This is a genomic window from Kitasatospora sp. MAA19 (assembly GCF_029894125.1).
Classification (GTDB): domain Bacteria; phylum Actinomycetota; class Actinomycetes; order Streptomycetales; family Streptomycetaceae; genus Kitasatospora.
The window spans coordinates 56,149-79,932 of the sequence record NZ_JARXYZ010000022.1; the positions used below are offsets into that span (position 1 = coordinate 56,149).

22 protein-coding genes and 1 pseudogene are annotated in these 23,784 nt (G+C 72.6%); 10 read left to right on the forward strand and 13 right to left on the reverse strand.

Going from position 1 to position 23,784, the window contains the following annotated elements:
* Positions 1-7: 7 nt before the first annotated feature.
* Both P3T27_RS27825 and P3T27_RS27830 read right to left on the reverse strand, forming a co-directional pair.
* Complete coding sequence (locus P3T27_RS27825; RefSeq protein WP_280683261.1) at positions 8-1,405, reverse strand: amidase; 1,398 nt, start codon at positions 1,403-1,405, stop codon at positions 8-10.
* The gene (locus P3T27_RS27830) at positions 1,392-1,601 is read right to left on the reverse strand and encodes a hypothetical protein (protein ID WP_280683263.1); all 210 of its coding nucleotides are present in this window, start codon (positions 1,599-1,601) and stop codon (positions 1,392-1,394) included. Before P3T27_RS27830 ends, P3T27_RS27825 begins: the two co-directional genes overlap by 14 nt.
* 244 nt (positions 1,602-1,845) lie before the next feature.
* Between P3T27_RS27830 and P3T27_RS27835 the strand changes: the two genes are divergently transcribed.
* A complete protein-coding gene (locus P3T27_RS27835; protein ID WP_280683265.1) occupies positions 1,846-2,847 on the forward strand; it encodes an MBL fold metallo-hydrolase in 1,002 nt (333 codons plus the stop codon).
* A gap of 217 nt (positions 2,848-3,064) precedes the next feature.
* Positions 3,065-4,270, forward strand: coding sequence for an MFS transporter (locus P3T27_RS27840; protein ID WP_280683267.1), 1,206 nt, complete (start codon positions 3,065-3,067; stop codon positions 4,268-4,270).
* Positions 4,271-4,309: 39 nt separating this feature from the next.
* On the opposite strand, the pseudogene P3T27_RS27845 reads toward P3T27_RS27840, so the two are convergent.
* Positions 4,310-4,441 (reverse strand): annotated as a pseudogene (locus tag P3T27_RS27845) (helix-turn-helix domain-containing protein); the annotation flags it as partial.
* 385 nt (positions 4,442-4,826) lie between these two features.
* Here P3T27_RS27845 and P3T27_RS27850 point away from each other — a divergent pair.
* A complete protein-coding gene (locus tag P3T27_RS27850; protein ID WP_280683269.1) occupies positions 4,827-5,804 on the forward strand; it encodes a class I SAM-dependent methyltransferase in 978 nt (325 codons plus the stop codon).
* Positions 5,805-5,846: 42 nt separating this feature from the next.
* On the opposite strand, the gene P3T27_RS27855 is transcribed toward P3T27_RS27850, so the two are convergent.
* The 3 genes from P3T27_RS27855 to P3T27_RS27865 are packed head-to-tail and all read right to left on the reverse strand — an operon-like array spanning position 5,847 to position 9,141.
* Positions 5,847-6,950, reverse strand: a complete 1,104-nt coding sequence (locus P3T27_RS27855; RefSeq protein WP_280683435.1) for an NAD(P)-dependent alcohol dehydrogenase — start codon at positions 6,948-6,950, stop codon at positions 5,847-5,849.
* 2 nt (positions 6,951-6,952) lie between these two features.
* Positions 6,953-8,356 carry an aldehyde dehydrogenase family protein gene (locus P3T27_RS27860; RefSeq protein WP_280683271.1) on the reverse strand — a complete coding sequence of 468 codons (1,404 nt, stop codon included), beginning with the start codon at positions 8,354-8,356 and terminating at the stop codon, positions 6,953-6,955.
* A gap of 8 nt (positions 8,357-8,364) precedes the next feature.
* Positions 8,365-9,141 carry a (5-formylfuran-3-yl)methyl phosphate synthase gene (locus tag P3T27_RS27865; protein WP_280683437.1) on the reverse strand — a complete coding sequence of 259 codons (777 nt, stop codon included), beginning with the start codon at positions 9,139-9,141 and terminating at the stop codon, positions 8,365-8,367.
* Between the two features lie 289 nt (positions 9,142-9,430).
* Between P3T27_RS27865 and P3T27_RS27870 the strand changes: the two genes are divergently transcribed.
* Positions 9,431-10,633, forward strand: coding sequence for an MFS transporter (locus tag P3T27_RS27870; protein ID WP_280683272.1), 1,203 nt, complete (start codon positions 9,431-9,433; stop codon positions 10,631-10,633).
* Positions 10,634-10,727: 94 nt separating this feature from the next.
* Here the strand turns inward: P3T27_RS27870 and P3T27_RS27875 are convergent, their stop codons facing one another.
* The 3 genes from P3T27_RS27875 to P3T27_RS27885 form a co-directional block, all read right to left on the reverse strand.
* The gene (locus P3T27_RS27875; RefSeq protein ID WP_280683274.1) at positions 10,728-11,864 is read right to left on the reverse strand and encodes a catalase family protein; all 1,137 of its coding nucleotides are present in this window, start codon (positions 11,862-11,864) and stop codon (positions 10,728-10,730) included.
* 53 nt (positions 11,865-11,917) lie between these two features.
* On the reverse strand, positions 11,918-13,270 hold the full coding sequence (locus P3T27_RS27880; protein WP_280683276.1) for a Dyp-type peroxidase: 1,353 nt from the start codon (positions 13,268-13,270) through the stop codon (positions 11,918-11,920).
* Positions 13,271-13,417: 147 nt separating this feature from the next.
* On the reverse strand, positions 13,418-14,008 hold the full coding sequence (locus P3T27_RS27885; protein ID WP_280683278.1) for a hypothetical protein: 591 nt from the start codon (positions 14,006-14,008) through the stop codon (positions 13,418-13,420).
* Positions 14,009-14,350: 342 nt separating this feature from the next.
* On the opposite strand from P3T27_RS27885, the gene P3T27_RS27890 reads away from it, so the two are divergent.
* The gene (locus P3T27_RS27890; protein WP_280683280.1) at positions 14,351-15,028 is read left to right on the forward strand and encodes a GAP family protein; all 678 of its coding nucleotides are present in this window, start codon (positions 14,351-14,353) and stop codon (positions 15,026-15,028) included.
* 161 nt (positions 15,029-15,189) lie between these two features.
* Here P3T27_RS27890 and P3T27_RS27895 read toward each other — a convergent pair whose 3' ends face one another.
* The gene (locus P3T27_RS27895) at positions 15,190-16,656 is read right to left on the reverse strand and encodes a VWA domain-containing protein (RefSeq protein WP_280683282.1); all 1,467 of its coding nucleotides are present in this window, start codon (positions 16,654-16,656) and stop codon (positions 15,190-15,192) included.
* Positions 16,653-17,534, reverse strand: a complete 882-nt coding sequence (locus tag P3T27_RS27900; RefSeq protein ID WP_280683284.1) for a MoxR family ATPase — start codon at positions 17,532-17,534, stop codon at positions 16,653-16,655. The genes P3T27_RS27895 and P3T27_RS27900 overlap by 4 nt, the downstream gene beginning before the upstream one ends.
* 157 nt (positions 17,535-17,691) lie before the next feature.
* Here P3T27_RS27900 and P3T27_RS27905 point away from each other — a divergent pair, with 157 nt between their 5' ends.
* Positions 17,692-18,081: a hypothetical protein gene (locus tag P3T27_RS27905; protein WP_280683286.1), complete on the forward strand. Its 390-nt coding sequence runs from the start codon at positions 17,692-17,694 to the stop codon at positions 18,079-18,081.
* A gap of 100 nt (positions 18,082-18,181) precedes the next feature.
* On the opposite strand, the gene P3T27_RS27910 is transcribed toward P3T27_RS27905, so the two are convergent.
* Positions 18,182-18,853, reverse strand: coding sequence for a Tat pathway signal sequence domain protein (locus tag P3T27_RS27910; RefSeq protein WP_280683288.1), 672 nt, complete (start codon positions 18,851-18,853; stop codon positions 18,182-18,184).
* A 417-nt stretch (positions 18,854-19,270) separates the two neighbouring features.
* Between P3T27_RS27910 and P3T27_RS27915 the strand changes: the two genes are divergently transcribed.
* From P3T27_RS27915 to P3T27_RS27925, 3 genes are all read left to right on the forward strand, one after another.
* Positions 19,271-20,023 carry a TetR/AcrR family transcriptional regulator gene (locus tag P3T27_RS27915; protein ID WP_280683290.1) on the forward strand — a complete coding sequence of 251 codons (753 nt, stop codon included), beginning with the start codon at positions 19,271-19,273 and terminating at the stop codon, positions 20,021-20,023.
* Between the two features lie 141 nt (positions 20,024-20,164).
* Positions 20,165-20,821 (forward strand): DUF6230 family protein, encoded by a 657-nt coding sequence (locus tag P3T27_RS27920; RefSeq protein ID WP_280683292.1) that lies wholly within the window; start codon positions 20,165-20,167, stop codon positions 20,819-20,821.
* A 2-nt stretch (positions 20,822-20,823) separates the two neighbouring features.
* A complete protein-coding gene (locus tag P3T27_RS27925; protein ID WP_280683294.1) occupies positions 20,824-21,330 on the forward strand; it encodes a DUF6114 domain-containing protein in 507 nt (168 codons plus the stop codon).
* 147 nt (positions 21,331-21,477) lie between these two features.
* Here the strand turns inward: P3T27_RS27925 and P3T27_RS27930 are convergent, their stop codons facing one another.
* Positions 21,478-22,563, reverse strand: coding sequence for an NAD(P)-dependent alcohol dehydrogenase (locus tag P3T27_RS27930; protein ID WP_280683439.1), 1,086 nt, complete (start codon positions 22,561-22,563; stop codon positions 21,478-21,480).
* Positions 22,564-22,758: 195 nt separating this feature from the next.
* Here P3T27_RS27930 and P3T27_RS27935 point away from each other — a divergent pair, with 195 nt between their 5' ends.
* Positions 22,759-23,718 (forward strand): helix-turn-helix transcriptional regulator, encoded by a 960-nt coding sequence (locus P3T27_RS27935; RefSeq protein WP_280683295.1) that lies wholly within the window; start codon positions 22,759-22,761, stop codon positions 23,716-23,718.
* The last annotated feature ends 66 nt before the right edge of the window (positions 23,719-23,784 follow it).

Consider the following 23,784-nt stretch of genomic DNA (forward strand, 5'->3'; position numbering starts at 1 on the left):
CTTGCGTTTAGTGGGCGGCGGCCGGTGCGAGTGCCCGGGCGGGCTGGGTCTGCTCGTAGGCGTGGCCGACCCGTAGCAGTGTGCGCTCCCCGAGCGGGCGGCCGAGCAGTTGCATGCCGATCGGCAGGCCCGCCGTGTCGTGGCCGACCGGGACGGACAGGGCGGGCACCCCGGTGATGTTGGCCGGGGCGGAAAGGCGTACGAGGGCGTCGGAGACGCTCTCGGCCGTGCCGTCGGGCCAGCTGACCGTCTCCTCGCCGGCCCGCACCGCGGTGATCGGGACGGTCGGGGCGGCGATCACGTCGACCTCCGCGAGCATGCGGCCCCACTCGCTCCGCATCAGCGTCCGGGAGCGCTGGGCGCGCAGGTAGTCGCCGGCGGTCATCAGCTCGCCGGCCTCCAGGAGGACGCGCACATCCGCCTGGTACAGCTCGGGGACCGTCCGCAGGCCGGCCTCGTGGTAGGCGCTGGCCTCCGGCGCCACCAGGCCCCACAGGGTGGCCTGGATGTAGCGGGTCATCGGGATGTCGACCTCGACGAGCCGTGCGCCGAGCGCCTCCAACTGCCCGATGGCGCGCCGGACGGCGGCCTCCACCTGGGCGTCGACGTGGTCGAAGTAGTAGGTGCGCGGCACGCCGACGCGCAGCCCCGTCAGATCCGTGTCCGCGCCCGGCCGGTGGTCGACGGCGGGGGTGGCCAGCGAGGCGGGGTCGCGCGGGTCGTGCCCGGCGAGGGCGTTCAGGACGATGGCCGCGTCCTCGACGGTACGGGTGATCGGGCCGACGTGGTCCAGCGACCAGGACAGGGACGTGACGCCGTGGCGGGGGACCAGGCCGTAGGTCGGCTTGAGGCCGACGACCCCGTTGAGCGCGGCGGGTACGCGGATCGACCCTCCGGTGTCGGTGCCCAGGGCGAAGGTCGCCGTGCCCGAGGCGACGGCGACGGCGGATCCGCCGCTGGAGCCGCCGGCGACCCGGCCGCGGTCCCAGGCGTTGCCGGTCTGCGGGGTGGTCAGGCCGTAGGCGAACTCGTGGGTGTGCGTCTTGCCGACCAGGACCGCGCCGGCCGCCGTCAGGCGCGCGGCGACCGTGCTGTCGGCCCGAGCGCGGTGGTCGGCGCGGACCCGGGAGCTGGCCGTGGTGGGGAGCCCGGCGACGTCGATCAGGTCCTTGAGCCCGGCCGGGACGCCGTGCAGCGGCCCCCGGTCCCGGCCCAGCGCTGCTTCGCGCTCGGCCTCGCGCGCAGCCCGTCGGGCCTGCTCCGCGGTGACCGTGACGTAGGCGCCGAGCTGCGGTTCGACCTGCTCGATGCGGTCGAGGACCGAGTCCACCAGCTCGACGGGGGAGAGCCGCCGGGCCCGGATCGCCTCCGCGGCGGCGGCGAGGGAGAGCTCATACGGTCGCATCGTGCTGCTCCTCTCCGGCGCGGTAGGCGCCGGCGGGTGGGGTGTCCCCGAAGTCGAGCTCCCGCAGGAGCGCGACGACGGAGTGGAGGTGGTTGGCGGTGGCCGCGACCGCGGTGTGGCGGTCGGCGGGCAGCGGAAGTCCGGCGCGGGCGGCCCAGCGGGCGGCCTCGGGCGGTGTGAGGTCAGCGGAGGGCATGGGCGATCTCTCCTGGTCGGGGCCTGGTAGGGGCCTGGTCGGGGCTGGAGCGAGATGGCCCTCGCTCCAAAAGCTAATGGTTTGCTTTAGGTGGACTGTAGGTTCTATCGTGGCTTAAAGCAAATCCCTTGCGTTTGTGGAGCGGGGCTCGCGCGTCCAGCGGGATGTGTCGACCCGCCCGCGCCCCGCAGGCAACCGCCTGCGCCGCTGAGAGCGGCCGCCGAGAGCAAAGGAACGACGGATCATGCAGACTTCCCCCGCCGCCCCCATCCCCTTCTGGGCCGTGGGCGACGTCGCCGTCCACCGGGTCGACGAGGTCCTCCTGCCGCCCGCGACCGGACAGTGGCTGCTGCCCGACGCCACCCCCGAGGTGGTGGCCGGCCAGGACTGGCTGCGCCCCCACTTCGCCGACCACGAGGGCGCCCTGCGCCTCGCCAGCCACAGCTTCGCGTTCGTCGTGGACGGCCTGCGGGTCCTGGTCGACACCGGCATCGGCAACGGCAAGGAGCGGGCCAACCCGGCCTGGCACGACCTGAGGACCGACTACCTGGAGCGCCTCACCGCCGGCGGCTTCCCGCCGGAATCCGTCGACCTGGTGATCCTGACTCACCTGCACGCCGACCACGTCGGCTGGAACACGCGGGAGGTGAACGGCGAGTGGATCCCCACCTTCCGCAACGCCCGCTACCTCACCACCCGTGCCGAGCGGGAGTTCTGGGCCGGGTACGCCATGGACGAGGCGCGTGCGCAGATGTTCCGCGACTCCGTGATCCCGGTCGAGCGGGCGGGACTGCTGGACGCCGTCGACGTCCCGGCCGGGGGCGTCGTGATAGCCCCTGGTCTGCGCCTGATCCCCACGCCCGGCCACACCCCCGGCCACGTCGCCGTCGAACTGACCAGCCGGGGTGCGGCGGCGCTGATCACCGGAGACTGCATCCACCACCCGGTCCAGCTCGCCCACCCCGCGATCGGCGCCTGCGTCGACATCGACCCGAGGCGGTCCGAGGCCTCCCGTCGCGCGCTGCTCGCCTCCGTCGCCGACACGGACACCCTCGTCCTCGGCACCCACTTCGCGCCGCCCACCGCCGGCCGCGTGATCACGCACGGGGGTGCCTACCGGCTCCTGCCCGTGCCCGCGGTCTGGCCGCCGCGCGGCCGAGCCCTTCGAGGAGCCCGGGAGGGCGGCGTCCGCCGCGACTGCGCCGAAACCGGCCGCCAACCCCCGAATACCGCCAGGTGCCCGTGAATCCTGGCGCACTCGCCCAAAAGCCACCGTCGAACCACGTGACCGGCGTCACAAAATATCGCTCCGCCCGCGAACCGCTTGCGGCAGTCGTGGTCTAGACCTATAAGTGGTCATGACAGGTGCGCCCCAAAAGCGCGCCGGCGCACGCCTGTTGTGCGACCGGCGCAGCCGCGGCGTCGACGTCTGCGCAGCGGATCCGGTCCGAGGTGGGGGTGGAGTGATAGGCGCCGAGCAGTTGCGCCGGCAGCGGAGGCTCTTCCTCGCCGTCGGGATCGACACGGTCGGCGCCGGTGTCTTCATGCCCCTGTCGCTGCTGTTCTTCGTCACCGTCCAGCACTTCTCGGCGGCGGCCGCAGGTACCGCCGTGACGGCGGGATCGATCGCCTCCTTCGCCGTCGTGCCGGTCTGCGGCAGGATCGTCCAGGCCGCCGGGCCGAAATCCTGCCTCCTCATCAGCAACGTGTTCACCGCGTGCGGATACGCCCTGTACTTCGCGGCCGGAGACCTGTTCGTCGTGGCGGCCGCCGCCTTCGTCGTCATGGTCGCCGACCGCCTCTACGGAGCCGCCTGGCCGACGCTGCTCGCGCGGCTCGCGGAACCGGGGGAGCTCACCCAGTGGTTCTCCTCGATCAGCGCCCTCAGGACGACCTGCCTCGGCGCCGGCACCCTGGGGGCGACCGCGCTGATGGCCCTGGCCGGCGGGCGCGGCCTGGAGATCGCGCTGGCGCTGAACAGTGCGAGCTCCCTGCTCTCCGCCGTCCTCCTCCTCGGGGTCACGGCACCGGAGCCCGGACCGCAGGACGCGAAGGCGGCGAGGTCCAGCATCCGAGGCGCGATCGGCGACCGGCTCTTCCTGTCGCTGGTCGTGTCGCAGACGCTCCTGTCGGCGGCCTGGCTGATTCCGACGGTGGCCTTCCCCGTCTACCTCGTTCAGTCCCTCGACCAGCCCGCCTACTGGCCGACCGCCGTGGTCGCCGTCCGCTACGCCACCATCGCCTGCCTGCAGATGCCGATCAGCCGCCGTCTGCGCGGCTGGACCCGGTCGCGGGTCCTGCGCCTCTCGATCGGCGTGGTGGCCGGGGCCATCGCCCTGACCGCGACGATCTCCGAGGCCCCGCACGCCCTGCAAGGGCCACTCGCCGTCCTGGTGGCGGCGGTCCTGGCCCTGGCGGAACTCGCGTCGAAACCGACCGCCGCCGCGGAGGCGGTGACGATGGCCCCCACCGGCGACGAAGGACCGTACATGTCCCTGTTCCAGGTGACCTGGACCGTGTCCTACGCCGTCGGGCCCGCCGTCATCGGCCTGGGCCTGCACAACCCCCCGCAGCTGTGGGCCGGTCTGGGCCTCTGCGTGGCCGCCAGCGCCCTGGCCCACCGCCTCAGGGCTCCGCTCCGGGGCCCCCGCAGCGCGCCCCTCATGTGAGTGCCGCCGGCCGGCCGGCGGTCGGTCCGTGTCGGGCGGAAGCCAGCGCAGCGCGAACCAGAGCTCCATCCGGACGTCCGCGTCGCGGAGGTCGAGCTCCGGCAACTCGCCGACCCGGGCGATGCGTTGGCGCACGGTGTTGCGGTGGAGCGGGAGCGCCGCGGCGGTACGAGGGCCGCACCGGACCCCGACGTGCTGGTCCTGCCCGCCGTGCTGCGGATGTTCGCCCCCACCCACCTGGACGCCTGACCTGCGGCGCCCACGGTGTTCACCCTTTCAGGTGAACGCCGCTGGCCTTTGCCGGTGGGGGCCGATCGTCGGCTGGATAGTGAGGGGGTCTCGGGAGGCGGCCCGGACGGCGACGGGCTCGCCTTGAACGGCCGACCCCCACGGCGTGGACCAACCCCATCGGCCACGACCGCAGGGACCTGGACGCCCTCGACGGTTCGGCGCTTCGACGCCGCGCCGCCTCGGCGCCCGACCGCCGGTCGAGGTGACGACCGGGCACCAATCCGCATCGCTGTTCGTGGTCTCGACTCGCCCCAAGGGAGGACACATGGTCGGCACAGCACATCCGAGCACCGGTGTGGAAGGCGTGGAGGGGGGAGTCGGCCTGACGGCCCTCCTGGTCGCCGCGGCCCGGGCGATCGAGACCCACCGCCACGACAGCCTGGCGCAGGACGTCTACGCGGAGCACTTCGTGCTCGCCGCTCCGGCGTCCGCGGCCTGGCCGGTCCGCATCCAGGAGGTGGCGGACGGGGACGCGGACCCGCTGTGGGGGCGGTTCGCGCGCTACTTCGGTCTGCGGACGAGGGTCCTCGACGACTTCCTCCTCCGGTCGACGCACGCCGGAGCCCGCCAAGTGGTCCTGCTCGGTGCGGGGTTGGACACCCGGGCGTTCCGACTCGACTGGCCGCCCGGCTGCGTGGTGTTCGAGATCGACCGGGCGGGCGTGCTGGCGTTCAAGCACGGGGTGCTCGGCGGGCTGTCGGCCGCCCCGACGGCGGCGCGGGTACCGGTCCCGACCGATCTGCGCGCCGACTGGATCGAAGCGCTGACCGCCGCCGGCTTCGACACCGCCGCACCGAGCGTCTGGCTGGCCGAGGGCCTGATGTTCTACCTGCCCAACGCCGTCGAGACGTCCCTCATCGACACGGTGGACCGGCTGAGCCCGGCGGGAAGTGCCCTGGCCTTCGAGGTCAAGCTCGACAAGGACCTGCTGGAGTACCGCGACAGCCCGCTCTACACCTCGACGAAGCACCAGATCGGCATCGACCTGCTCAACCTGTTCGACCGGGAGCCGCGCCCCGACTCCGCGGGCGACCTCGCGGACAGGGGCTGGTCCACCTCGGTGCACACCCCCTTCGAGTTCACCCACCGGCACGGACGGGGCCCGCTGCCCGAGCCGAACGACGCGCTGGCGGGCAACCGGTGGGTGTTCGCGAACAAGCCCCTCGACAAGCTTCTCGACAAGCCCCTCGACAAGCCCGTGGACAAGCTTCTCGACGGGCCTCTCGACAAGCCGATCCCGTAACGCCGTTGTCGGACGGCCCGGCGGCGGGGGCGGAGCCTCCGTTCACCGCCCCGGCCCCTCCGGAACCAGGACGGGCTTGACCACCCGGCCCGCCTCGCAGTCCCGTTCCGCCTCGTTGATGTCGGCGAGCGGGTACGTGCGGATCAGCTGGTCGAAGGGGAACCGCCCGGCCCGCCACAGCCCGGTGAGCCGCGGAATCAGCAGCCCCGGCACCGCGTCCCCCTCACAGATGTGGGAGATCCGCCGGCCCCGGTCCAGCGTCCCCGGTTCGAGCGCCAGCGCGGTGTGGAGCCGCGCGACCAGTCCGAGGTGGCCGGTCGGGCGCAGCGCCCGGAGTGCGTCGTTGATCAGCCGGGCGGAGCCCGTGGTGTCCAGCGCGTACTGCGCGCCGCCGCCGGTCGGCCGCCGGATGCGGCTTGGCAGGTCCGCCGAAGCGGCGTGCAGCGGGATCGCGCCGAACCGCTCGGCGAGGGCCAGGCGTTCGGGCTGCCGGTCGACGGCCACGGTCACCGCCCCGGCGGCGGTGGCCGCCAGCACCGCGGCCAGGCCCACCGCCCCCGCGCCGAAGACCGCGACGGTGTCGCCGGGGCCGACGCCGAAGGAGTTCAGGACGGCCCCGGCGCCGGTGAGGAAGCCGCAGCCGAGCGGTCCGAGCAGCTCGACGGGCAGGTCGGGGTCGACCCGGACGGCGTTGCGGGCGGCGACCACCGCGTACTCGGCGAACGAGGACTGTCCGAACCACCGGGGGGCCAGCGCGCCCCCGGCCGCGTCGGTGAACCTCGCGGCGTTCTCCTCGCGGCCTCCGAAGAGGTTGAGCGGGGCGAAGGAGTCGCAGTAGGCGGGGGCCGCGCCCAGACAGTTCCGGCAGCGCCCACAGGAGTCGAAGCTCAGCACGACGTGGTCGCCGATGCTCAGGCCGGTGTCCGGGCCGCCCGCCTCCACCACGACCCCGGCCCCCTCGTGACCGAGCACCGCCGGCAGCGGCGAGCGGCCCGCCGAGCGCCGGACCGCGAGATCCGTCCGGCACATCCCGCAGCCCGCGATCCTGACCAGGACCTCGCCGTCGGCCGGTCCCGCGTCCAGGCACACCTCCTCGACGGCGAACCGGCTCTTGTACGAACGCAGCACCGCCGCGGCGAATTTCACGGTCACGCCTCCTCCGGGCGGTGCACGACGAACGGACTGAGGTTCCCGTAGAGCCCCCACGGCCCGCCCGCGACGCCGACACCGCTCTCCTTGGTGCCCGCGAAGGGCTGGGCGAGGGACAGTTCGGCGTGGTGGTTGATCCACGCCGTCCCGCACTCCAGCCGGTCGGCCACCGCCTCGGCCCGGTCGAGGTCGCTGCCCCAGACCGAGCCGCCCAGCCCGAAGCCGGTGTCGTTGGCCGCCTCGACGGCGTCGTCCAGGTCCTCGTAGGGCAGCACCGGCAGGACCGGTCCGAACTGTTCCTCCGTCACCACCGGGCTGTCGGGCGGGACGTCGGCCAGGACCGTCGGGGCGAAGAAGTAGCCCGGCCGGTCCAGCCGGTGGCCGCCGGCCGCGGCCCGGGCGCCGTCCGCCAGGGCCCGGGCCGTGTACCGCTCGACCCGGGCCAGTTGGGGGCCGTTGTTGACCGGCCCCAGCTGGGTGCCGGGATCGAGCCCGGCTCCGACGACGGCGGACCTCGCGCGCTGGGCGAGGGCCTCCACCACCTGGGAGTAGAGCCGGGCCGGGGCGTAGACGCGCTTGACCGCCATGCAGACCTGCCCGCAGTTGCGGAACGCCGCCCAGAACAGCCGGTCCGCGATCCGGTCCACCTCCACGTCCTCCAGCAGGATGGCGGCGTCGTTGCCGCCCAGCTCCAGGGTGACCCGGGCGAGCGAGGCCGCCGCGCCCTGCGCGACGGCCCGTCCGGTGGGGATCGAACCGGTGAAGGTCACATGCCGGATCCCCGGATGGGACACGAGGCGGGCACCGAGGGGTTCGCGACCGGTGACGATCGTCAGGACGCCCTCGGGGAGGGCGGCGGAGAGGACGGACCCCAGCAGCCGGGTGGCGAGGGGCGTGAACGGGGAGGGCTTGAGCACCATCGTGTTGCCCGCGGCGAGCGCCGGTGCGAACTTCGCCGCCGCGAGCTGGAGGGGGAAGTTCCACGGGACGATCGCGGCGACGGGCCCGAGCGGCCGCCAGTGGACCTCGCTGCGCACCGGCCGACCGTCCGTGATCGGCCGGGGCCCGGGGTCCAGTGCGGCGAAGTAGCGCAGGCGGGCCGCCGTCCGGGCGACCTCCGCGGACGACTCGGCCAGGGGTTTGCCCTGTTCCCGGGTGAGCAGCGGAGCGAGGTCGGCCCCGGCCGCGTCCACGGCGTCGGCCGCCGCGAGCAGGGCGGTGGTGCGGGCGATGGGGTCGGCCCGCCAGCCGCGCCAGGCCTCGCGGGCCCGGTCGACGACGGCGTCCAACTCGTCCGGCGACTGGTCGGGAGCCTCGTCGAAGGCCTCACCCGTGGCCGGATCGAGGACGGCGAGGCGACCCGCGCCGGCCAGCGGTGCGCGGCGGGGCTGACGTGTCGGCATGCCGGCGGTCAGCTCGCGGCGGTGACGGCGGCCGAGTGCTCCCGGGCGTGCCGGTCCATCTCCGCCCGGAAGGCGGCCACCAGGTGCGGTCGGATCCGTCCGGTGGTGCGGTCGCCGCCCTCGCAGACCGCCCCGCGCACTCCCACGATGTCGGTGCCGATGCGGGTCAGCTCGCCGAGGTCCGCCGCCTTGACGCTGCCCGCGAGGGCGGCGAGCAGGTCGGCCTCGTGGGACAGCCGGACGAACTCCGCGCAGACGTCCGGCCGGACGTGGTCGAACAGCCGCGTCCCGTCCTTGATCGCGGTGTCGAGCATGGCCGCGTCGGCGCCGGAGCGGAGGGCGACGTCGGGCAGCGCGAGCGGGTTGATGCAGCCGATCCGGTGGGCGTCGGCGTAGCCCGAGGCGACGACGAACGCGTCCGGCCGGTAGTCCTTCACCGCCCGGACGACGCCCCGCATCACGTCGACGGCCTGTTCGGGCGTCGTGCACCCGTAGAGGCCGACCTTGATGTACGTGGCCCCGGAGACGGCCGCGCCGAGCGCCGCCTGGGCCACCGTACCGGGCTTGTACGGCACGTCCCCCACGGTGGCGGACACCGGCTTGTCCGCCGGGACGGCGTCGCGGATCTCCCGGATGACCCACGGGAAGTTCGCGCCGAGCGAGCCCTCGTCGGGCTTCTTGACGTCGACGATGTCGAGGTGTTCCGCCGCCTTGGCGCAGTCGAGGGCCTCCTCGACGCTGTCCGGGGAGATGAGAAGCAACAACGTGGACTCCTTCCACCGCACGTCCGCCCGTGCCGGGCCGGCCTGCGGAGTCGTCTGGATCACGCGTGGTCCGCTCATCATCACCGCGGCCCGTGGCCGCTGGTAGGGCGCGCGCTGCCCGACCGGATCATTGCCACGGCGTGTCCGCCCCCCGACGCGCCGTCCACACCAGTTCGAACCGACCGGACACCCGTGCCCGCCGCCGGCCGCCGCGGCGTCCCGCCCTCCTCCAGCGGCAGGTGACGGCCATTCGGCGCAGCCGGCTCCGCGCGTCGCGGGCCCGGCCCGGGCGGGCGCCTACCGTGGGCGGATGACCGATCGTCGGACCAAGCGGCCCGCCGCAGGCCGGGCGGGCTACCTCGGAGCCGCCGGCGCCTTCGCCGTCGCCATGGCGGGGACCACCCTGCCCACCCCGCTGTACGGGCTGTACCAGGAGGAGATCGGCTTCTCCGAACTGATGGTGACGGTCGTGTTCGCGATCTACGCCGTCGGTGTGATCGGCGTCCTGCTGCTCGTCGGCAACGTCTCCGACTCCGTCGGACGCCGGCCCGTCCTGCTGTGCGGCCTGGTGCTCTCGGCCGGCAGCGCCCTCGCCTTCCTGGCCGAGGGCGGCCTGCCCCTGCTGTCCCTGGGCCGCCTGCTGTCCGGCCTGTCGGCGGGCCTGTTCACCGGCACCGCCACCGCGTACGTGCTGGAGCTCGCCCCGCCCGGGGACCGGGGCCGTGCGGGCTTCGCCGCGACCGCCGCCAACATGGGCGGCCTGGGCTGCGGACCGCTGCTGTCGGGAGTGCTCGCCCGGTACGCGCCCGGCCCCCTGGTCCTGCCCTTCGTCGTGCACCTGGGGCTGCTCGCCGTCTCGTTCGCGGTGACCTGGCTCCTGCCGGAGACGGTCGCCGGCGCCCGCCGGCTGCGCACCGCCCGGCCGTGCCGGCCGTCCCTGCCGCCGGAGGTCCGTGGGGTGTTCGTCCCGGCCGGGATCGCCGCGTTCGCCGGCTTCTCCCTGCTGGGCGTGTTCACCGCGGTCAGCCCCGCCTTCCTCGCCACGGTCCTGCACGTGCACGACACCGCCGTGGTCGGCCTCATCGTCTTCACGGCCTTCCTCGGTTCCACCCTCGGCCAGCTCCTGGTGCCCCGGCTGGGCACCGCACGGGCGATCCCGCTGGGCTGCCTGGTGCTCATCGCCGGGCTGGCCCTGATGGCCGCCTCGCTCGCCTCGACCACCCTGCCACCCCTGGTGCTCAGCGCCCTGATCGGCGGCGCGGGCCAGGGCATGGGCCTGCGCGGCGCGGTGGGCGAGGTCGCCGTCGCGGCTCCCGCCGAGCACCGCGGCGGCGTCCTCTCGGCGCTCTTCGTCGTCGCCTACCTCGGCATCTCGATCCCGGTCCTCGGGGTCGGCCTGCTCGCCGAACTGATCGGCCTGGCCGACGCCGGTCTGGCCGTCGCCGTCTGCACGGCCTTCCTGGCCGCTGCCTCCGGGGCGTACCTGCTGCGCCGGGCCGGCGCCACCAGCTGAACCGCCGGCACCACGTGAACCACCGCCGAACCGTCGTCACCACCTGAGCCGCCGCCCCTCCGGCGGCCGCTGCCGGGCAGGCCCCAGACCGGACCTAGCCGTGGCGCGCCGGGCCAAGCGCCTCGTCGATGCTGCGCGGCTCCGTGCGCGGCTGCCGGTTGAGCTTGTGGCGCTCGATGGAGGAATGCCGGTAGACCTCCTTGCGGGCCCGCATGATGTTGCCCAGGGGTGCGTGCTCGGCGGTGACCCGCCAGGGCGTGAAGGACAGCGCATCCATCGTCTCGAGGTTTTCCGGGCCGGAGATGTCCTGCTGTGGCAGCCGCAGCTTGGCCACGGTGACGGATGGCGAGAGCTGCTCGGGCCACTCCACGGTGGTGTCCTCCACCGGCATGCGCTCCAGGTCGGTACAGAGTTGGACCTGGATGTCGAAGGCGTAGGGGCGTTCCTGCAGCTCGGCTTGCAGGGCCGGTCGAAAGACCTCCGCCGCGGAGGCCGGGTCGATGGCACGCCGAACCACCGCGGCGGCGAAGCGCGGGTCGGGGGCGATGCGCACCTTTGCGATGTAGTCTCCGTGCCTGACCGCTCCCATGGTCCAGTAGCTCGACAGCAGTACGTTGACCGGGGCGATCTTCGACAGACGCACGAAGGCCAGGAACTCGTCCCACGCCCAGTCGTCCTGGTCCAGCGTTCCCTTTCCGGTCACGAAATCGGTGAAGAAACGATGTGCTCCGGGCCGGCCCTGGGAGAAGTAGGACGGCGCGTTCAAGAACAATTCCTGGATGAACAGGTAGTGCTCGACCGTATTGCAGAAGAAGATCGGCGCGTTGATGTTCGCGTAGTCGAATGTGCCGGTGTCCGGTTCGTCGTCCAGCAGGGTCGGGCCGGCGATGTCGAAGATCTTCAGCGCCAGTCCGGTGGCGCTGCCCAGTCGCGCGTCGGCTCCGGCGTGAGGCGAACCGTTGGAAAAGCGGATGAGCGCATCGTGGGTTCCCGGAGTCGCGTAGATGCCTTGGGCGTATTCGGGAGGAAGCCCGTCCAGGATCTCCACCTGCCCTCGGACCAGCCCGTAGCCCTTGGCATGGGCGTCGCGGAGGGCCCGGCCGGTGCCACCGGCGCTGACCGACTCGCTGATGTAGCTCTCGGTCCTTTCGATCACCGTCCGCAGGGCGCGGTCGAAATGCGGATCATCGTCTTCGACATCCGGCGTGTAGGGGACGAACTGTGCTGCCATGGCTTCGACCTCTCCTCGGAGCGTAGTGGGGTCTGAGGGGGCGGAAATCCCCCTCAGCCTTCCAGTTCCGCGAGCCAGCGCAGGGCACGCAGACCCGGCACGAAGCAGTACTCACCGCCCCGGGTGACCACGAAGCTGGGCAGGTTCCGCAGACGACGCCGGACCGGCTTCTCCGGGATGGTGACGCTGCCGGTTCCGCCGTGATGCCCCGCTACCGGGTCCTTCTCGCCGGGGTAGCCGATGAAGTTGCCGTCGTTGACCCACTCGGCCTTGATGAACTCGAACTGCCGTTCCAGATGAGCCCCGATGAAGACTCCGACCAGGCCCCGGTCGGCGCCGTCGTCCTCCAGCACGCCCTCGGGCAGCGGCGGGCCGTAGGTGGTGCCGCGGCGGATGAGGCGGTGCATCCGGGCATCGCCGATGATGGTGGCATCGCGGGGGTTGGCGCGCCGGATGTGCGCACCGGCGGGGCACCGGAAGCCACGATCGTCGTTCTCCCGGTACAGGAAGTCGTTGACGCGGTGCGGATCGGCCGCCAGCTCCGGATCATCGCGTTCCGGCGTCAGCGTCAGTGGCGCCCCGCTGGGCCAGCGCCCGACCATCTTCGCCGCCAGGAGTGCCTCCTCCTCGGCGCTGGAGCTGTTCGCGCGCAGGTACCGGCGCCAGGCCGCCACGTTGGTGTGGACCTTGCGCACGGCCGCGTAGGTGCCATTGCGCCCCAGCACCTCGGGGCTGGGCATGGGCGGCAGATTGCCGGTTTCGTCGGGGTAGCCGAGGATGAACTCACCGGCCTTGATGGGGGTTTCCTGCGGGTTGGAGCCGGGCAGTCCGACGCCTTCGATGTTCGGATGGCTGATGCCGTCGCGGAAGCCGAAGGTGGTGCGCCCGGTCGGAAGCTGATGGACCTCCTGCTGCCAGATCACCTGGACACCGGGCGTGTCCTGGAAGGCGACCCGGGCCCGCTCCAGCTCCTGGTCCAGCTGTGCCGCGTCGGAGGAGAGGGCGCTCAACGCGATGTGAACATCGCCCGTTCCAAACGGTGCCTCCCAGTGGGCCGGGCCGCTCTCGCCCACGTCACCGATCAGCTTCGCCCGAGCGGCCATGCCCTCACGGAACGCCCGCGGAAAGCTTTCCAGCGACTCCTGAGGCACCCCCAGGGCCCTCAGTCCCTGGTAGGTGAACGCCACCGCCACCCAGGCGCCCTGGTTCGAGTCCACGCTGGGCAGACCACCCGAGGTCAACGGAAGCAGCCGCTGCAGCAGGGCACGCCCGGCGTGGCGGTCGTCGACGTGCAGGAAGACGAACTTTCCCTGGTACGGAACTGGGCGTGGACGCAGCGCGCCGCTCTGGACGTCGTCGATCTCGACGCCCACCGCGGCTGCGCTGCTGCTGTCCGCCGTATTCATGTGTGCCTTTGCCTCCGTATCGGTCTCGGTCTCGGTCTCGGTCCGGACAGCCCAGCCGCAGCCGGCCGACCACCGCCCGCGTGGGGCCGATGGTGTCGGGCCGGCTGTGAGGGTTGGTCGTGTCCGGGTGCTAGGGCCGGACAGGCCCTAGACCGCGGCTTCCTCCAGCAGCTTCTGGAAGGCAGGCGTCGCCAGCAGCTCCGCGTTGGCCGGGTTCTCCAGTGCCGCCCGGAACTCAGGGGTGTCCAGCACCTCCTGGAACGCCTCGTTCACGTGCTGGTCCTTCCAGATCTGCTGAACGGTCAGATCGGGATAGGCGCTGACGAAGACACCCGCGGGTTCCTGGTGAGCGACGAACCAGTCCTTCGCCCCTGGATCGCTGACGCCGGGGAACCCCTCGCTGTGCGAGAAGACCCTCTCGAAGTTCGCTCCGACCGCCGTCTTGCCGAAGTCGTCGATGTAGGTGTCCCAGGAGCCGTCGAAGACGCTGGCGAACATGAACCGGGTGTCGTTGTCGAATATCACATGGCGTGCGTCGTGCAGGGTGCCGATCTGGCGCAACGCCGCACGGTTCCCCTCGTTGTCCGACGTGTCGGCGATCCTGGCGAGATCCTCACGCAGCGCATCCGCATGGCCCGGCTTGATCCTGGTGAACACCGTGAACTCGCCACAGACCCCATCTTTCCTGCCCGGACGCTCGGGTTGAGCCGACTGGGCTGCTCCTGCCGTTGCGGTCATCGTGAGATCCTCCTGCCACGGATCGGTGCGAGAGACGCCAAGCACCCGACACGAGGCGCCATCGCCCTCACCCTTCATCCTGGCCGCCCACGCGCCGCCTCGCACTTCCGGCCCGAGGCGAGGTGGTCACCGGGAGTGGCTTGTCGAGAGCCCTCCGAGAAGCTCCGGAGGACATATGCGGAATGGCGCAGGACCATGGAACGGGGAGCCGCCGATCCGCTCAACACGCCCCGGACACGTCCACGACGGTCCCGCCGCGCCGCGTGCCGGCGGTCAGGGCTCGCACTCCCCGCCGGCCGTGCTCAACTCGATCGCCACCCGACCCCTCAGCTGGAGGCAAGCATGGGCAAAGTCCTCGGTGACGTGCTGGGGCTTGCGGCCGGTGTCGCGGTCAGCCCGCTCCCGATCATCGCCATCATCCTCACCCTCGCCACGCCTCGGGGACGTCTCAACGGATTGCTCTTCGCCGCCGGCTGGATCCTGGGACTCTCGGCACTGGGCGCGGTGATGCTGGCGATCGCCTCCCCCGCAGGTGCCTCCGCCCGCGATCACCCGGCCACCTGGGTGGGAGTTCTCAAGCTCGCTCTGGGCGTGCTGCTCGTCCTCTTCGGCGCCCGGCAGTGGCACCGGCGCCCGGTGGATCCCTCGCAAGCTCAGCTGCCGAAGTGGATGGGCGCGATCGACCGCCTCACGCCGGTCAAGGTGTTCGGACTCGGAACGGCCCTGGCCGCGCTCAACGCCAAGAACGCCCCGCTGACCATCGCCGCAGGCGCCGCGATCGGCTCAGCCGGACTACCGGTCGGGCAGCAGATCGCGTCGCTGGCGATCTTCGTCCTGATCGCCTCCCTCGGCCTGCTGGCCCCACTGGGGGTCTTCCTGCTCGGAGGAGAGCGAGCGAGAACCACGCTCGGCGGTTGGAAAGACTGGGCGGCCCAGCACAATGTCGCTGTGATGGCGGCCCTGTTCTTCGTTCTTGGGTTGAAACTGCTCGGAGACGGCATCTCCATCCTCACCTCCTGACAGGCGTGGCGGTGGTCCTGACAGGCGTGGCCGTGTGGTCCGCGCAGACGTGCGGACCCTGGGGCCAATGCCACTGACCTGGTGGCCTGCCGGAGCCTTTGGGCCCCGGCATCGCCGCAGGTCAACGACTTTCGGGCGCTGTCAAGTCAGTGGCCTTGGCCCTAGACCGGCAGCAGGCGGGCGATCAGCTCGGTGAGGCGGCGGGCGTTGCGGCAGGAGTGCATCTCCACGACGTCCGTGTAGGCGAGGGCGGCGGAGTCGCCGGTCGGCCAGAGGGCGGGCTGCTCGGGGTTGAGCCAGTAGACCCGCCGGGCGCGGCCGGCGATCCGGCGCAGCGCGTCCAGGTTCGGGTCGCGGTGGTTGTTGCGGGCGTCGCCGAGGATCAGCACGCTGGTGCGCGGGCCGACCGCGTCGAGGTGCCGCTCGGCGAACTCGCCCAGGGCGGAGCCGTAGTCGCTGTTGCCGTGGTGGCCCATCACCTTGGCCTCGGCGAGGATCCGGGCGGCGAGCCGGGCCGGGTCGGCGCCGCCGCGCGACAGCAGGGCCGTCACCTCGGCGGTGCGGTTGACGAAGGCGAACACCCGTACCTTGCTGAACTGCTCGTTCATCGCCTGCACCAGCAGCATGGTGAAGTCGGCGAACCCGGCGACCGAGCCGGAGACGTCGCACAGCAGCACCAGCTCCGGCCGGGCCGGGCGGCGCAGCCGGTACGCCGGGCGCAGCGGCACCCCGCCGGTGGACAGCGAGCGGCGCAGGGTGCGGCGCAGGTCGATCTGCCCGCGTGCGGCGCGGCGGCGCCGGGCGGCCAGCCGGGTGGCCAGCTTGCGGGCCAACGGGTGGACGGTGCGGCGCAGTTCGGCCAGCTGGTCGCGGCCGGCGGCGAGGAAGTCGATCCGGTCGGCGGTGGGGGCGACGGCGCGCTCGGCGATCCGCTCGGCGCCGCGCAGCTCGGCGACCCGGCGGCGGGCCTCGGTGGTGACTAGGGCGCGGAAGTCCTGGATGCGGCGGCGGATCTCGTCGGCGAGCACGCGGTCGGAGAGGTCCGGGGCGCCGGCCTGCTCGCGCAGGGCGGCGAGGATCCGGGCGAGGAGCGTCTCGGGGGCGAGCCGGCCGAGGGCCTGGTGAGCCGACCAGCCGTCCGAGGTCGGCGTGTTGCCGGTGCCGTACCGGCCGAAGGCCTCCACCACCTCGCGGGCCAGCCGGGACTGGGCGGTCCGGTCGTCGGCGGCGAGGGCGGCGGCGAGGCGTTCGCGCAGGTCGTCGCGGAGCGGGTCGGGTCGGCCGAAGCGCGGTGGCGGGGGGTCGTCCGGCTTCCTGGGCGGGTTCCCGTCCGGGTGTTCGGCCGGGTGTCCGGCCGGGTGGGTGCGCAGGGCCTCGGGGGTGCCGACGCCGAGCGGGAAGAACAGGTCGAAGGTGGCGTCGAAGACGGCCCGTTGGCCGTCCGAGCGCAGCAGCGCGGCGGCCAGACCGGCCCGCATCTGCTCGCGGTCGGCGAGCCCGAGGACGTCGAGGACGGCCGCCGCGTCCACGGTCTCGGCCGGGCCGATCCGCAGGCCGTGCCCGCGCAGCGCGCGGACCAGGCCGGTGAGCCGGGTGGCGGTGTCGGCCGGTGGCGGGGCGGTGGTCATGCGACGGTCAGCTTCTGCGCGGCCTTCCGGATGTCGTCCTGGTGCTTGAGGATCACTCCGAGGGTGTCCTGGACGACCGCCTCGTCGAGGGTGTCCGCGCCGAGCGCGAGCAGGGTACGGGCCCAGTCGATGGTCTCCGCGACGGACGGCGCCTTGCGCAGTTCCATCGCGCGCAGCGCGCCGACCACCCGGACCAGCGAGGCGGCCAGCGTGTCGTCCAGGCCGGGCACCTTGAGCCGGACGATGTGGCGCTCCAACTCGGCGTCCGGGTAGTCGAGGTGGAGGAAGAGGCAGCGGCGGCGCAGCGCCTCGGACAGCTCGCGGGTGGCGTTGGAGGTGAGCAGGACGAAGGGCCGCCGGCTCGCGGTGATGGTGCCGAGCTCGGGCACGGTGACCTGGAAGTCGCTGAGCACCTCCAGCAGCAGCGCCTCCACCTCGACGTCGGCCTTGTCCATCTCGTCGATCAGCAGCACCGTGGGCTCGTCGCCGCGGATGGCGGTGAGCAGGGGGCGGGTGAGCAGGAACTCCTCGGCGAAGATGTCGGTGCGGGCCTGGTCCCAGCCCTCGTCGCGGCCGGCGGTGATCCGCAGCAGCTGTTTGGCGTGGTTCCACTCGTAGAGCGCGCGGGCCTCGTCGATGCCCTCGTAGCACTGCAGCCGGACCAGCCGGGCCCGGCCGACCGCGGCCACCGCCTTGGCGAGTTCGGTCTTGCCGACGCCGGCCGGGCCCTCGACCAGCAGCGGCTTGCCGAGCCGGTCGGCGAGGAAGACGGTGGTGGCCACGGCGGTGGAGGCCAGGTAGCCGGTGGCGGCCAGCTGGTCGGCGGTGTCCGCCACCGATGCGAAGAAGCCCGTGCCGTCGCCGTCGCCGCTGCCCATGCCCCGCCCCGTTCCTGTCGGCCGTGTCCGTGCGGCAGCACCCTACCCGCCGGTCACTTCGCTGTCGCGGGGGTGGCGCGGGCGCCTCCCTGGTGCATGGCTAGGCTGCCTGCGAGTGGACGTGCGTGACCGAACGTCCGTGACAAGGGGGTCTGAGGTGGACGTGCTGGGGCTCGGTGCCGTGTCGTGGTGGTGGATCGCCATCCTGGCGACGGCGGTGTTCCTGGTGCTGATGGTGCCGGAGATGCCCACGCGCGAGTACCGGATCCGCACCGCGCTGGCGCCGTTCGCCATGGCGGTCTTCGCGCTGGGCAGTTACGCGGCGAAGCAGCTGGAGGAGGCCACCGTCCTGGCGATGTACACGTCGGTGGTGCTGATCTTCCCGCTGGGTGCCATCGGCCACCGCAAGGAGCTGGCCCGGCGGTTGATGGAGGCGAAGCGCAAGGGGGAGTCGGAGGACAGGACCTGGCCGCCGACGATGGTGGGCCAGACCTTCCTGGCCGCCGCCGTGATGGTGGCGGTGTACTGCGTCTGGATCGCCCCGTAGACCCTGGACCTGACGAAGCGGCGTACGGCGACCCCGGGTCGCCGTACGCCGTTCGTTCGTTCCGGCCCGCCCGGGGCGTCGGGCGACCGTCAGCCGACCGTCAGTTGACGAAGACGAGCGGGCTGCCCGCCACCGAGGTGTCGGTGACCGGGCCGTAGGTGGCGCTGAAGTAGCCGGTCGAGAAGCACAGGCCGGAGCCGGAGACCAGGCTGAACGGCTGGCTGGAGAAGCCGATGGTGTTGCCGGTGTTCGAGGTGGTGCCGGAGATGCCGGTGGTGGTCTGGTAGACGCAGTTGATGCTGCCGAGGATGGTGTTGAGCACCACCGTGGTCTTCATCGCGCCGGCCGCTCCGGGGGTGAGGGAGACCGGGTTGCCGGGGCCGTCGCCGACGGTGTTGGTGAACGGCAGGTTGTTGACGGTGATGCTCTTGACGCCGGTGACGCCGAGGACGTTGGAGGAGCAGGAGCCGAAGGTCTGGGTGTTGAGCTGCTCCACCGCGTTGCCGGGGGCGGCCGGGTTGGCCGTCACGGTGGCGGAGAAGGCGGAGTTGGCGCAACTGATGCCGCTGGAGCCGGTGGCGCTGTTGTAGAAGGTGGCGTTGGTGCCCGAGACCAGGTTGGCGGTGAGGACGTCGCCGACGGCGACGTCCGGGCCGGTCGAGCTGCCGGTGGTCAGGACCGCGGAGCCGTCGGCCTGGGCGGGTGCGACGGCCGCGCAGGTGAGGGCGAGTGCGGCGAGGGCGGCGGTACCGAGGGTGCGGCGAAAGCGCATGAGGGTGACTTCTCTCCGTGCGGAGACGGGTGGGGGATGCCCGCGGTGCGGGTGTGATGGCGTGCACGGCGGGGGAGGTGCGTGGGCATGGCGTGCGTGGCCCGGCGTACCGGGGGCTCCGCGGGCCCGTGGTGCGGCGGGCCCGGCGCCACGGGCCCGCTCGTACGGCACAGCGGTGTGAAGGCACAACGGCGTGAAGGTGCGGACGTGCGCTGCAGTGCAGTGGGGTGCACGTCGGCGGCTGCCACCGCCGCGGGCCTGCGTCCGCTCGTGGTCCCGTGGCCCGGGCGGTTGGCCCGGGGCCGTCGGAGCCCTGGAGGTCATCCGGTGGTGACAGGGTCGCCCACCGGTTGGAAACCTGTCAGTGTTGTAAACCCGGCGTTGCGTCAATGTCAAGACAGGTCACAGGAGTTGGTGATGGAACGGAAACACCTCCGAAGTGCCGACGTGATCCTGCTGCCGGGCGCGCGGACCGGCCGTGACCCGGCCCGGTCGATCAAGCGCGGGCCGAGCCGGCTGCCCCCGGGCGTGGTCGCCGCCACCCAGCGTGAGCGGCTGCTCGACGGGCTGGTCCACACGGTGGCCGAGCGCGGCTACCAGCACGCCACGGTCAGCGACATCTGCCGCGCCGCGGGTGTGACCAGGCCGGTCTTCTACGAGCTGTTCAGCGGCAAGGAGGACGCCTTCCTGGCCGCGCACCGGCACGGCACCGGGGTGGTGATCCGGCGGATGGCGGCGGCCTTCGCGGCGGAGTCCGACTGGTGCGCCGGGATCCGGCAGGCGCTCGGCGCGATGCTCCAACTGCTGGCGGGGACACCGGCCTTCGCGACCATGGCGGTGATCGAGATCGAGGCGGTCGGCCCGGCCGGGCGCCGCGAGCGAGACCAACTCCTCACCCGATTCCGGGCGTTCTTCGCAGAGGTTCCCCAACCACCCGCTGGTGTACGGCTGATGGAGATGGTGGATGCCGTGGTGGGTGGTGTCTACAGCGCGGTCTACCGGCGGATCGACTCCGGTAGGACCGTTCAACTGCCGGAACTCCTACCGGTGTTGAGCATGTTCTGCCTCGCCCCCTTCCTCGGGGCGGCGGAAGCGGCCGGTCGGCTCGGGTTGCCGATTGGTGAAGATCCTTCGTGCACCCGTATTGACCCGGCCAATACCGAGCAGTAGCTTCCCAGTTACTCAACCTGCGGTCCGACCGCGCCCGCCCCGCTGCCGAGGGGCGGGCGGCCCGGCCGGGCCGTGGAACGCTGTCCGCGCCAGGGCACCGTGCCAGTGCCTGTACACCCCACCCACCTACAGGGAGCACACATGGCCATGTCCGAGGAGGCCGCCGCCGCGGCCGAGGCACCGGAGACGCCGACCGGCGCCAGGAGAGGTCGGGTACGGCTGAAGCGCAGCGCCCTGATGGCCGTCCCGGCCGTCGCGGCGGGCGCCGTGCTGATGACCCTCACCGCCCAGGGCGTACTCGCCGCCCAGTTCTCGATCAGCGGCATGCCGTTCACGATCACTGCGGACAGGCTCGACGGCAAGGGCTTCGCGCAGTTCGGCGGCCTGGACTCGATGATCCCCGACAGCCCCAACCAGGGCTCCACCGGCGGTCAGGTCCTGGTCGCGGTCTCGGCGATCAAGAACGCCCAGATCACCAACCTGTGCCAGAGCGTCGACCTCGGCGGCGTCAACCTGGTGATCCACGCGGGCGACGGCGGTACTCCCGTCAGCGCCACGGACCTCACCACCGACTCCGACATGCTGTCCGGCGACGCGGAGTTCACCAACATCGAGATCGGCGGCGACGCCAGCACGTACACCAAGGCTGGCGACAAGGGCAAGGGCAACCCCGGTGTCTTCGGGCAGCAGGCCGACACCGTCGTGCTGACGCACCTCAACCAGCACAACTACGCGAGCACGGCGGTCGGGTTCAAGCTGCCCAACCTGCGGCTGAGCTTCAGTTCCAAGGGCTGCTGACCATGGCGGAGTCCGTGCCGGAGCCGGCCGGCCCCGGCGAGGGCGTGGCGGCGGGTGCCGAGGGGACGGCCCCCGCCCCTGCCCCCGCCACCCGCCCGGTCAAACGTGACTGGCGGGGCAAGCGGCCGTTCTGGGGCGGGCTGCTGGTGTTCCTCGGCGGCGCCGAGATCCTGTTCGTCGAGCGCGCCCCGTTGCCCGTCATCCTGCACGTCGGGATCCAGGGCCTGGCCGGGTACCTGGTACCGGCGGTGATGGTGGTGTGCGGTCTGCTGATCCTGTTCAACCCGGCTCAGCGGCTGTTCTACTCCGTCATCGGCGTGCTCGCCTCGCTGGCCAGCTGGCTCACCTCCAACTTCGGCGGCTTCCTGATCGGGATGCTGCTCGGGCTGGTGGGCTCCTGCCTCACCTTCGGCTGGCTGCCCGAGCAGCCGCTGCGCCGGGGGCGGCAGCGGCGGGAGGACCGGCGCCAGGAACGCCGATCCTCCCGGGCCAAGACGGTCGGGGTGTAGGGCGCCCCGGCGGTCGGGGTGTAGGGCGCCCCGGCCCGCGATGACGCCCGCCCCCTGGTGTTGGGAGAGCACCGGGGGGCGGGCGTCGCCGGGTACGGGGCGCCGGGGCGCCGCTGAGGTCGGGGCTCCGGCTGCGGACCTGCGGGATCAGATCGTCGCGGCGTCGATCACGAAGCGGAACCGGACGTCGCCGGCCAGCACCCGCCGGTAGGCCTCGTTGATCTGCTCGGCGCGGATCAGCTCGATCTCGGCGGTGATGCCGTGCTCGCCGCAGAAGTCCAGCATCTCCTGGGTGCCGGGCAGCCCGCCGATCATCGAGCCGGCCAGCGAGCGGCGGCCGGTGAGCAGCGCGTGCGCGTTCACCGTGACCGGCTTCTCCGGTGCGCCGACCTGCACCAGGGTGCCGTCGGTGCGCAGCAGGCCGAGGTAGGCGCTCAGGTCGAGGTCGGCGGAGACCGTGTTGACGATCAGGTCGAAGGTGCCCGCGAGCTCGGTGAAGGTGGCCGGGTCGGAGGTGGCCCGGTAGTGGTCGGCGCCGAGCTTCAGCCCGTCCTCCCGCTTGCGCAGCGACTGGCTGAGCACCGTGACCTCCGCGCCCATGGCGTGGGCGATCTTCACGCCCATGTGGCCGAGCCCGCCGAGGCCCACGATCGCGACCTTCCGGCCCGGGCCCGCGCCCCAGTGCGCGAGCGGCGAGTACAGGGTGATCCCGGCGCACAGCAGCGGCGCGGCGGCGTCCAGCGGCAGGTTGTCGGGGATGCGCAGCGCGTACCCCTCGTCGACGACCAGCTCCGAGGAGTAGCCGCCGTAGGTCGGCAGGCCGTCGTGGCCGACGCCGTTGTAGGTGAAGACGGCGCCGCCCTGGCCGGTGCAGTACTGCTGCAGGCCGGCCCGGCAGTTGTCGCACTCCCGGCAGGAGTCGACGAAGCAGCCGACCCCGACCCGGTCGCCGACCTGCCAGCGGGTGACGCCCGGGCCGACCGCGCGGACCACGCCGGCGATCTCGTGGCCCGGCACCATCGGAAAGATGCCGGAGCCCCAGTCCTCGCCGACCTGGTGGATGTCGGAGTGGCAGATGCCGGAGAACTTGATGTCGATCACGATGTCGTGCTCGCCCACCGCCCGGCGGGTGATGGTGGTCTTCTCCAGCGGGGCGTCCGGCCGCGCCGCGGCGTAGGCGGCGACCGTGCGGGTGGTGCCCTCGGGGGCGACCTCGGTGGTGCTCGTCGTCATGGCGTTCGTCGTCGTGTTCGTCATGCTTCCAGCCTGCGGCGGCGCGGAGCGGCCAACCAGTCCCGAGGTCTTCGTACGAAGTCAGGACGTACGAACCCCGGGCGTAGGGAAACCGGACGTACGACCAGGGAGCGTACGCATGGCAGTGTCACCCTGGCCCGCCCTGTCCGCGCGGATCCCCCGCATACTGCAGACATGGACCAGCGCACCGAACTGAGCGAGTTCCTCCGATCCCGCCGCGCCCGGCTGCGGCCCGAGGACGTCGGCCTGCCGGGCACCACCACCCGGCGGCGGGTGCCCGGGCTGCGCCGGGAGGAACTGGCCCAGCTCGCCGGTGTCAGCACCGCCTACTACACCCGGCTCGAACAGGGCCACGGCGAGAACGTCTCCGTCGCCGTCCTGGACGCCATCGCCCGGGTCCTGCGGCTCAGCCCCGCCGAGCGTGAGCACCTCGGCCGGCTCACCAAGCCCGCCCGCCGCCGCCCCGGCCGGGCCGCCGCCCGCCGGCAGTGTGTCCGGCCCGCGCTCCAGCAGCTCCTGGACGCCATGGAGGGCGTGCCCGCGTACGTCATCGGCCGGCGGCTGGACGTCATCGGCTGGAACCGGCTCGGCACCGCCCTGCTCGGCGACTTCGCCGCGATGCCGCCCGAGCAGCGCAACATGGCCTGGCACGTCTTCCTCGACCCGGCCGCGCACGAGCTGTACCAGGACTGGGAGGGCAAGGCCACCGACGTCGTCGGCATGCTGCGGCTGGACGCCGGACGCGACCCCGACGACCCCCGGCTCGCCTCGCTGATCGGCGAACTCTCCCTCAAGAGCGCCGACTTCCGTCGCCTCTGGGCGGCCCACGGCATCCAGGACAAGGGCCACGGCACCAAGCAGCTGCACCACCCGGTGGTCGGCCGGCTCAGCCTCCAGTACGAGACGCTGCGCCCGGCGGGGGAGCCCGACCAGGTGCTGGTCACCTACCACGCCGAGCCCGGCTCCAGCTCGGCCGAGTCCCTGCGCCTGCTGGCCAGCTGGGCGGCCACTGACGACCACGCCGAGGCGGCCGCGGCGACGGGCGGTTCGACGGGCGGTTCGACGGGCGGGGTGGCCCGGGCCGGGCAGGCCGTTCAGGGCGGCCAGGGCGGTCAAGCCGGCCAGGGCGCCTGAGCGGGGTCGATGGTCCCGGGAGCGTCCGGGGCCATCGGCCCTTCACCGTTTCGGCGGACGGCGGTT

Coding starts and splice junctions, on each gene's coding strand:
- P3T27_RS27920 (WP_280683292.1), top strand. CDS start 20,165: ATGGCCATGTCCGAGGAGGCCGCCGCCGCGGCCGAGGCACCGGAGACG.
- P3T27_RS27925 (WP_280683294.1), top strand. CDS start 20,824: ATGGCGGAGTCCGTGCCGGAGCCGGCCGGCCCCGGCGAGGGCGTGGCG.
- P3T27_RS27825 (WP_280683261.1), bottom strand. CDS start 1,405: ATGCGACCGTATGAGCTCTCCCTCGCCGCCGCCGCGGAGGCGATCCGG.
- P3T27_RS27890 (WP_280683280.1), top strand. CDS start 14,351: ATGGGCAAAGTCCTCGGTGACGTGCTGGGGCTTGCGGCCGGTGTCGCG.
- P3T27_RS27935 (WP_280683295.1), top strand. CDS start 22,759: ATGGACCAGCGCACCGAACTGAGCGAGTTCCTCCGATCCCGCCGCGCC.
- P3T27_RS27875 (WP_280683274.1), bottom strand. CDS start 11,864: ATGGCAGCACAGTTCGTCCCCTACACGCCGGATGTCGAAGACGATGAT.
- P3T27_RS27850 (WP_280683269.1), top strand. CDS start 4,827: ATGGTCGGCACAGCACATCCGAGCACCGGTGTGGAAGGCGTGGAGGGG.
- P3T27_RS27915 (WP_280683290.1), top strand. CDS start 19,271: ATGGAACGGAAACACCTCCGAAGTGCCGACGTGATCCTGCTGCCGGGC.
- P3T27_RS27880 (WP_280683276.1), bottom strand. CDS start 13,270: ATGAATACGGCGGACAGCAGCAGCGCAGCCGCGGTGGGCGTCGAGATC.
- P3T27_RS27885 (WP_280683278.1), bottom strand. CDS start 14,008: ATGACCGCAACGGCAGGAGCAGCCCAGTCGGCTCAACCCGAGCGTCCG.
- P3T27_RS27910 (WP_280683288.1), bottom strand. CDS start 18,853: ATGCGCTTTCGCCGCACCCTCGGTACCGCCGCCCTCGCCGCACTCGCC.
- P3T27_RS27900 (WP_280683284.1), bottom strand. CDS start 17,534: ATGGGCAGCGGCGACGGCGACGGCACGGGCTTCTTCGCATCGGTGGCG.
- P3T27_RS27870 (WP_280683272.1), top strand. CDS start 9,431: ATGACCGATCGTCGGACCAAGCGGCCCGCCGCAGGCCGGGCGGGCTAC.
- P3T27_RS27835 (WP_280683265.1), top strand. CDS start 1,846: ATGCAGACTTCCCCCGCCGCCCCCATCCCCTTCTGGGCCGTGGGCGAC.
- P3T27_RS27860 (WP_280683271.1), bottom strand. CDS start 8,356: ATGCCGACACGTCAGCCCCGCCGCGCACCGCTGGCCGGCGCGGGTCGC.
- P3T27_RS27830 (WP_280683263.1), bottom strand. CDS start 1,601: ATGCCCTCCGCTGACCTCACACCGCCCGAGGCCGCCCGCTGGGCCGCC.
- P3T27_RS27895 (WP_280683282.1), bottom strand. CDS start 16,656: ATGACCACCGCCCCGCCACCGGCCGACACCGCCACCCGGCTCACCGGC.
- P3T27_RS27930 (WP_280683439.1), bottom strand. CDS start 22,563: ATGACGACGAGCACCACCGAGGTCGCCCCCGAGGGCACCACCCGCACG.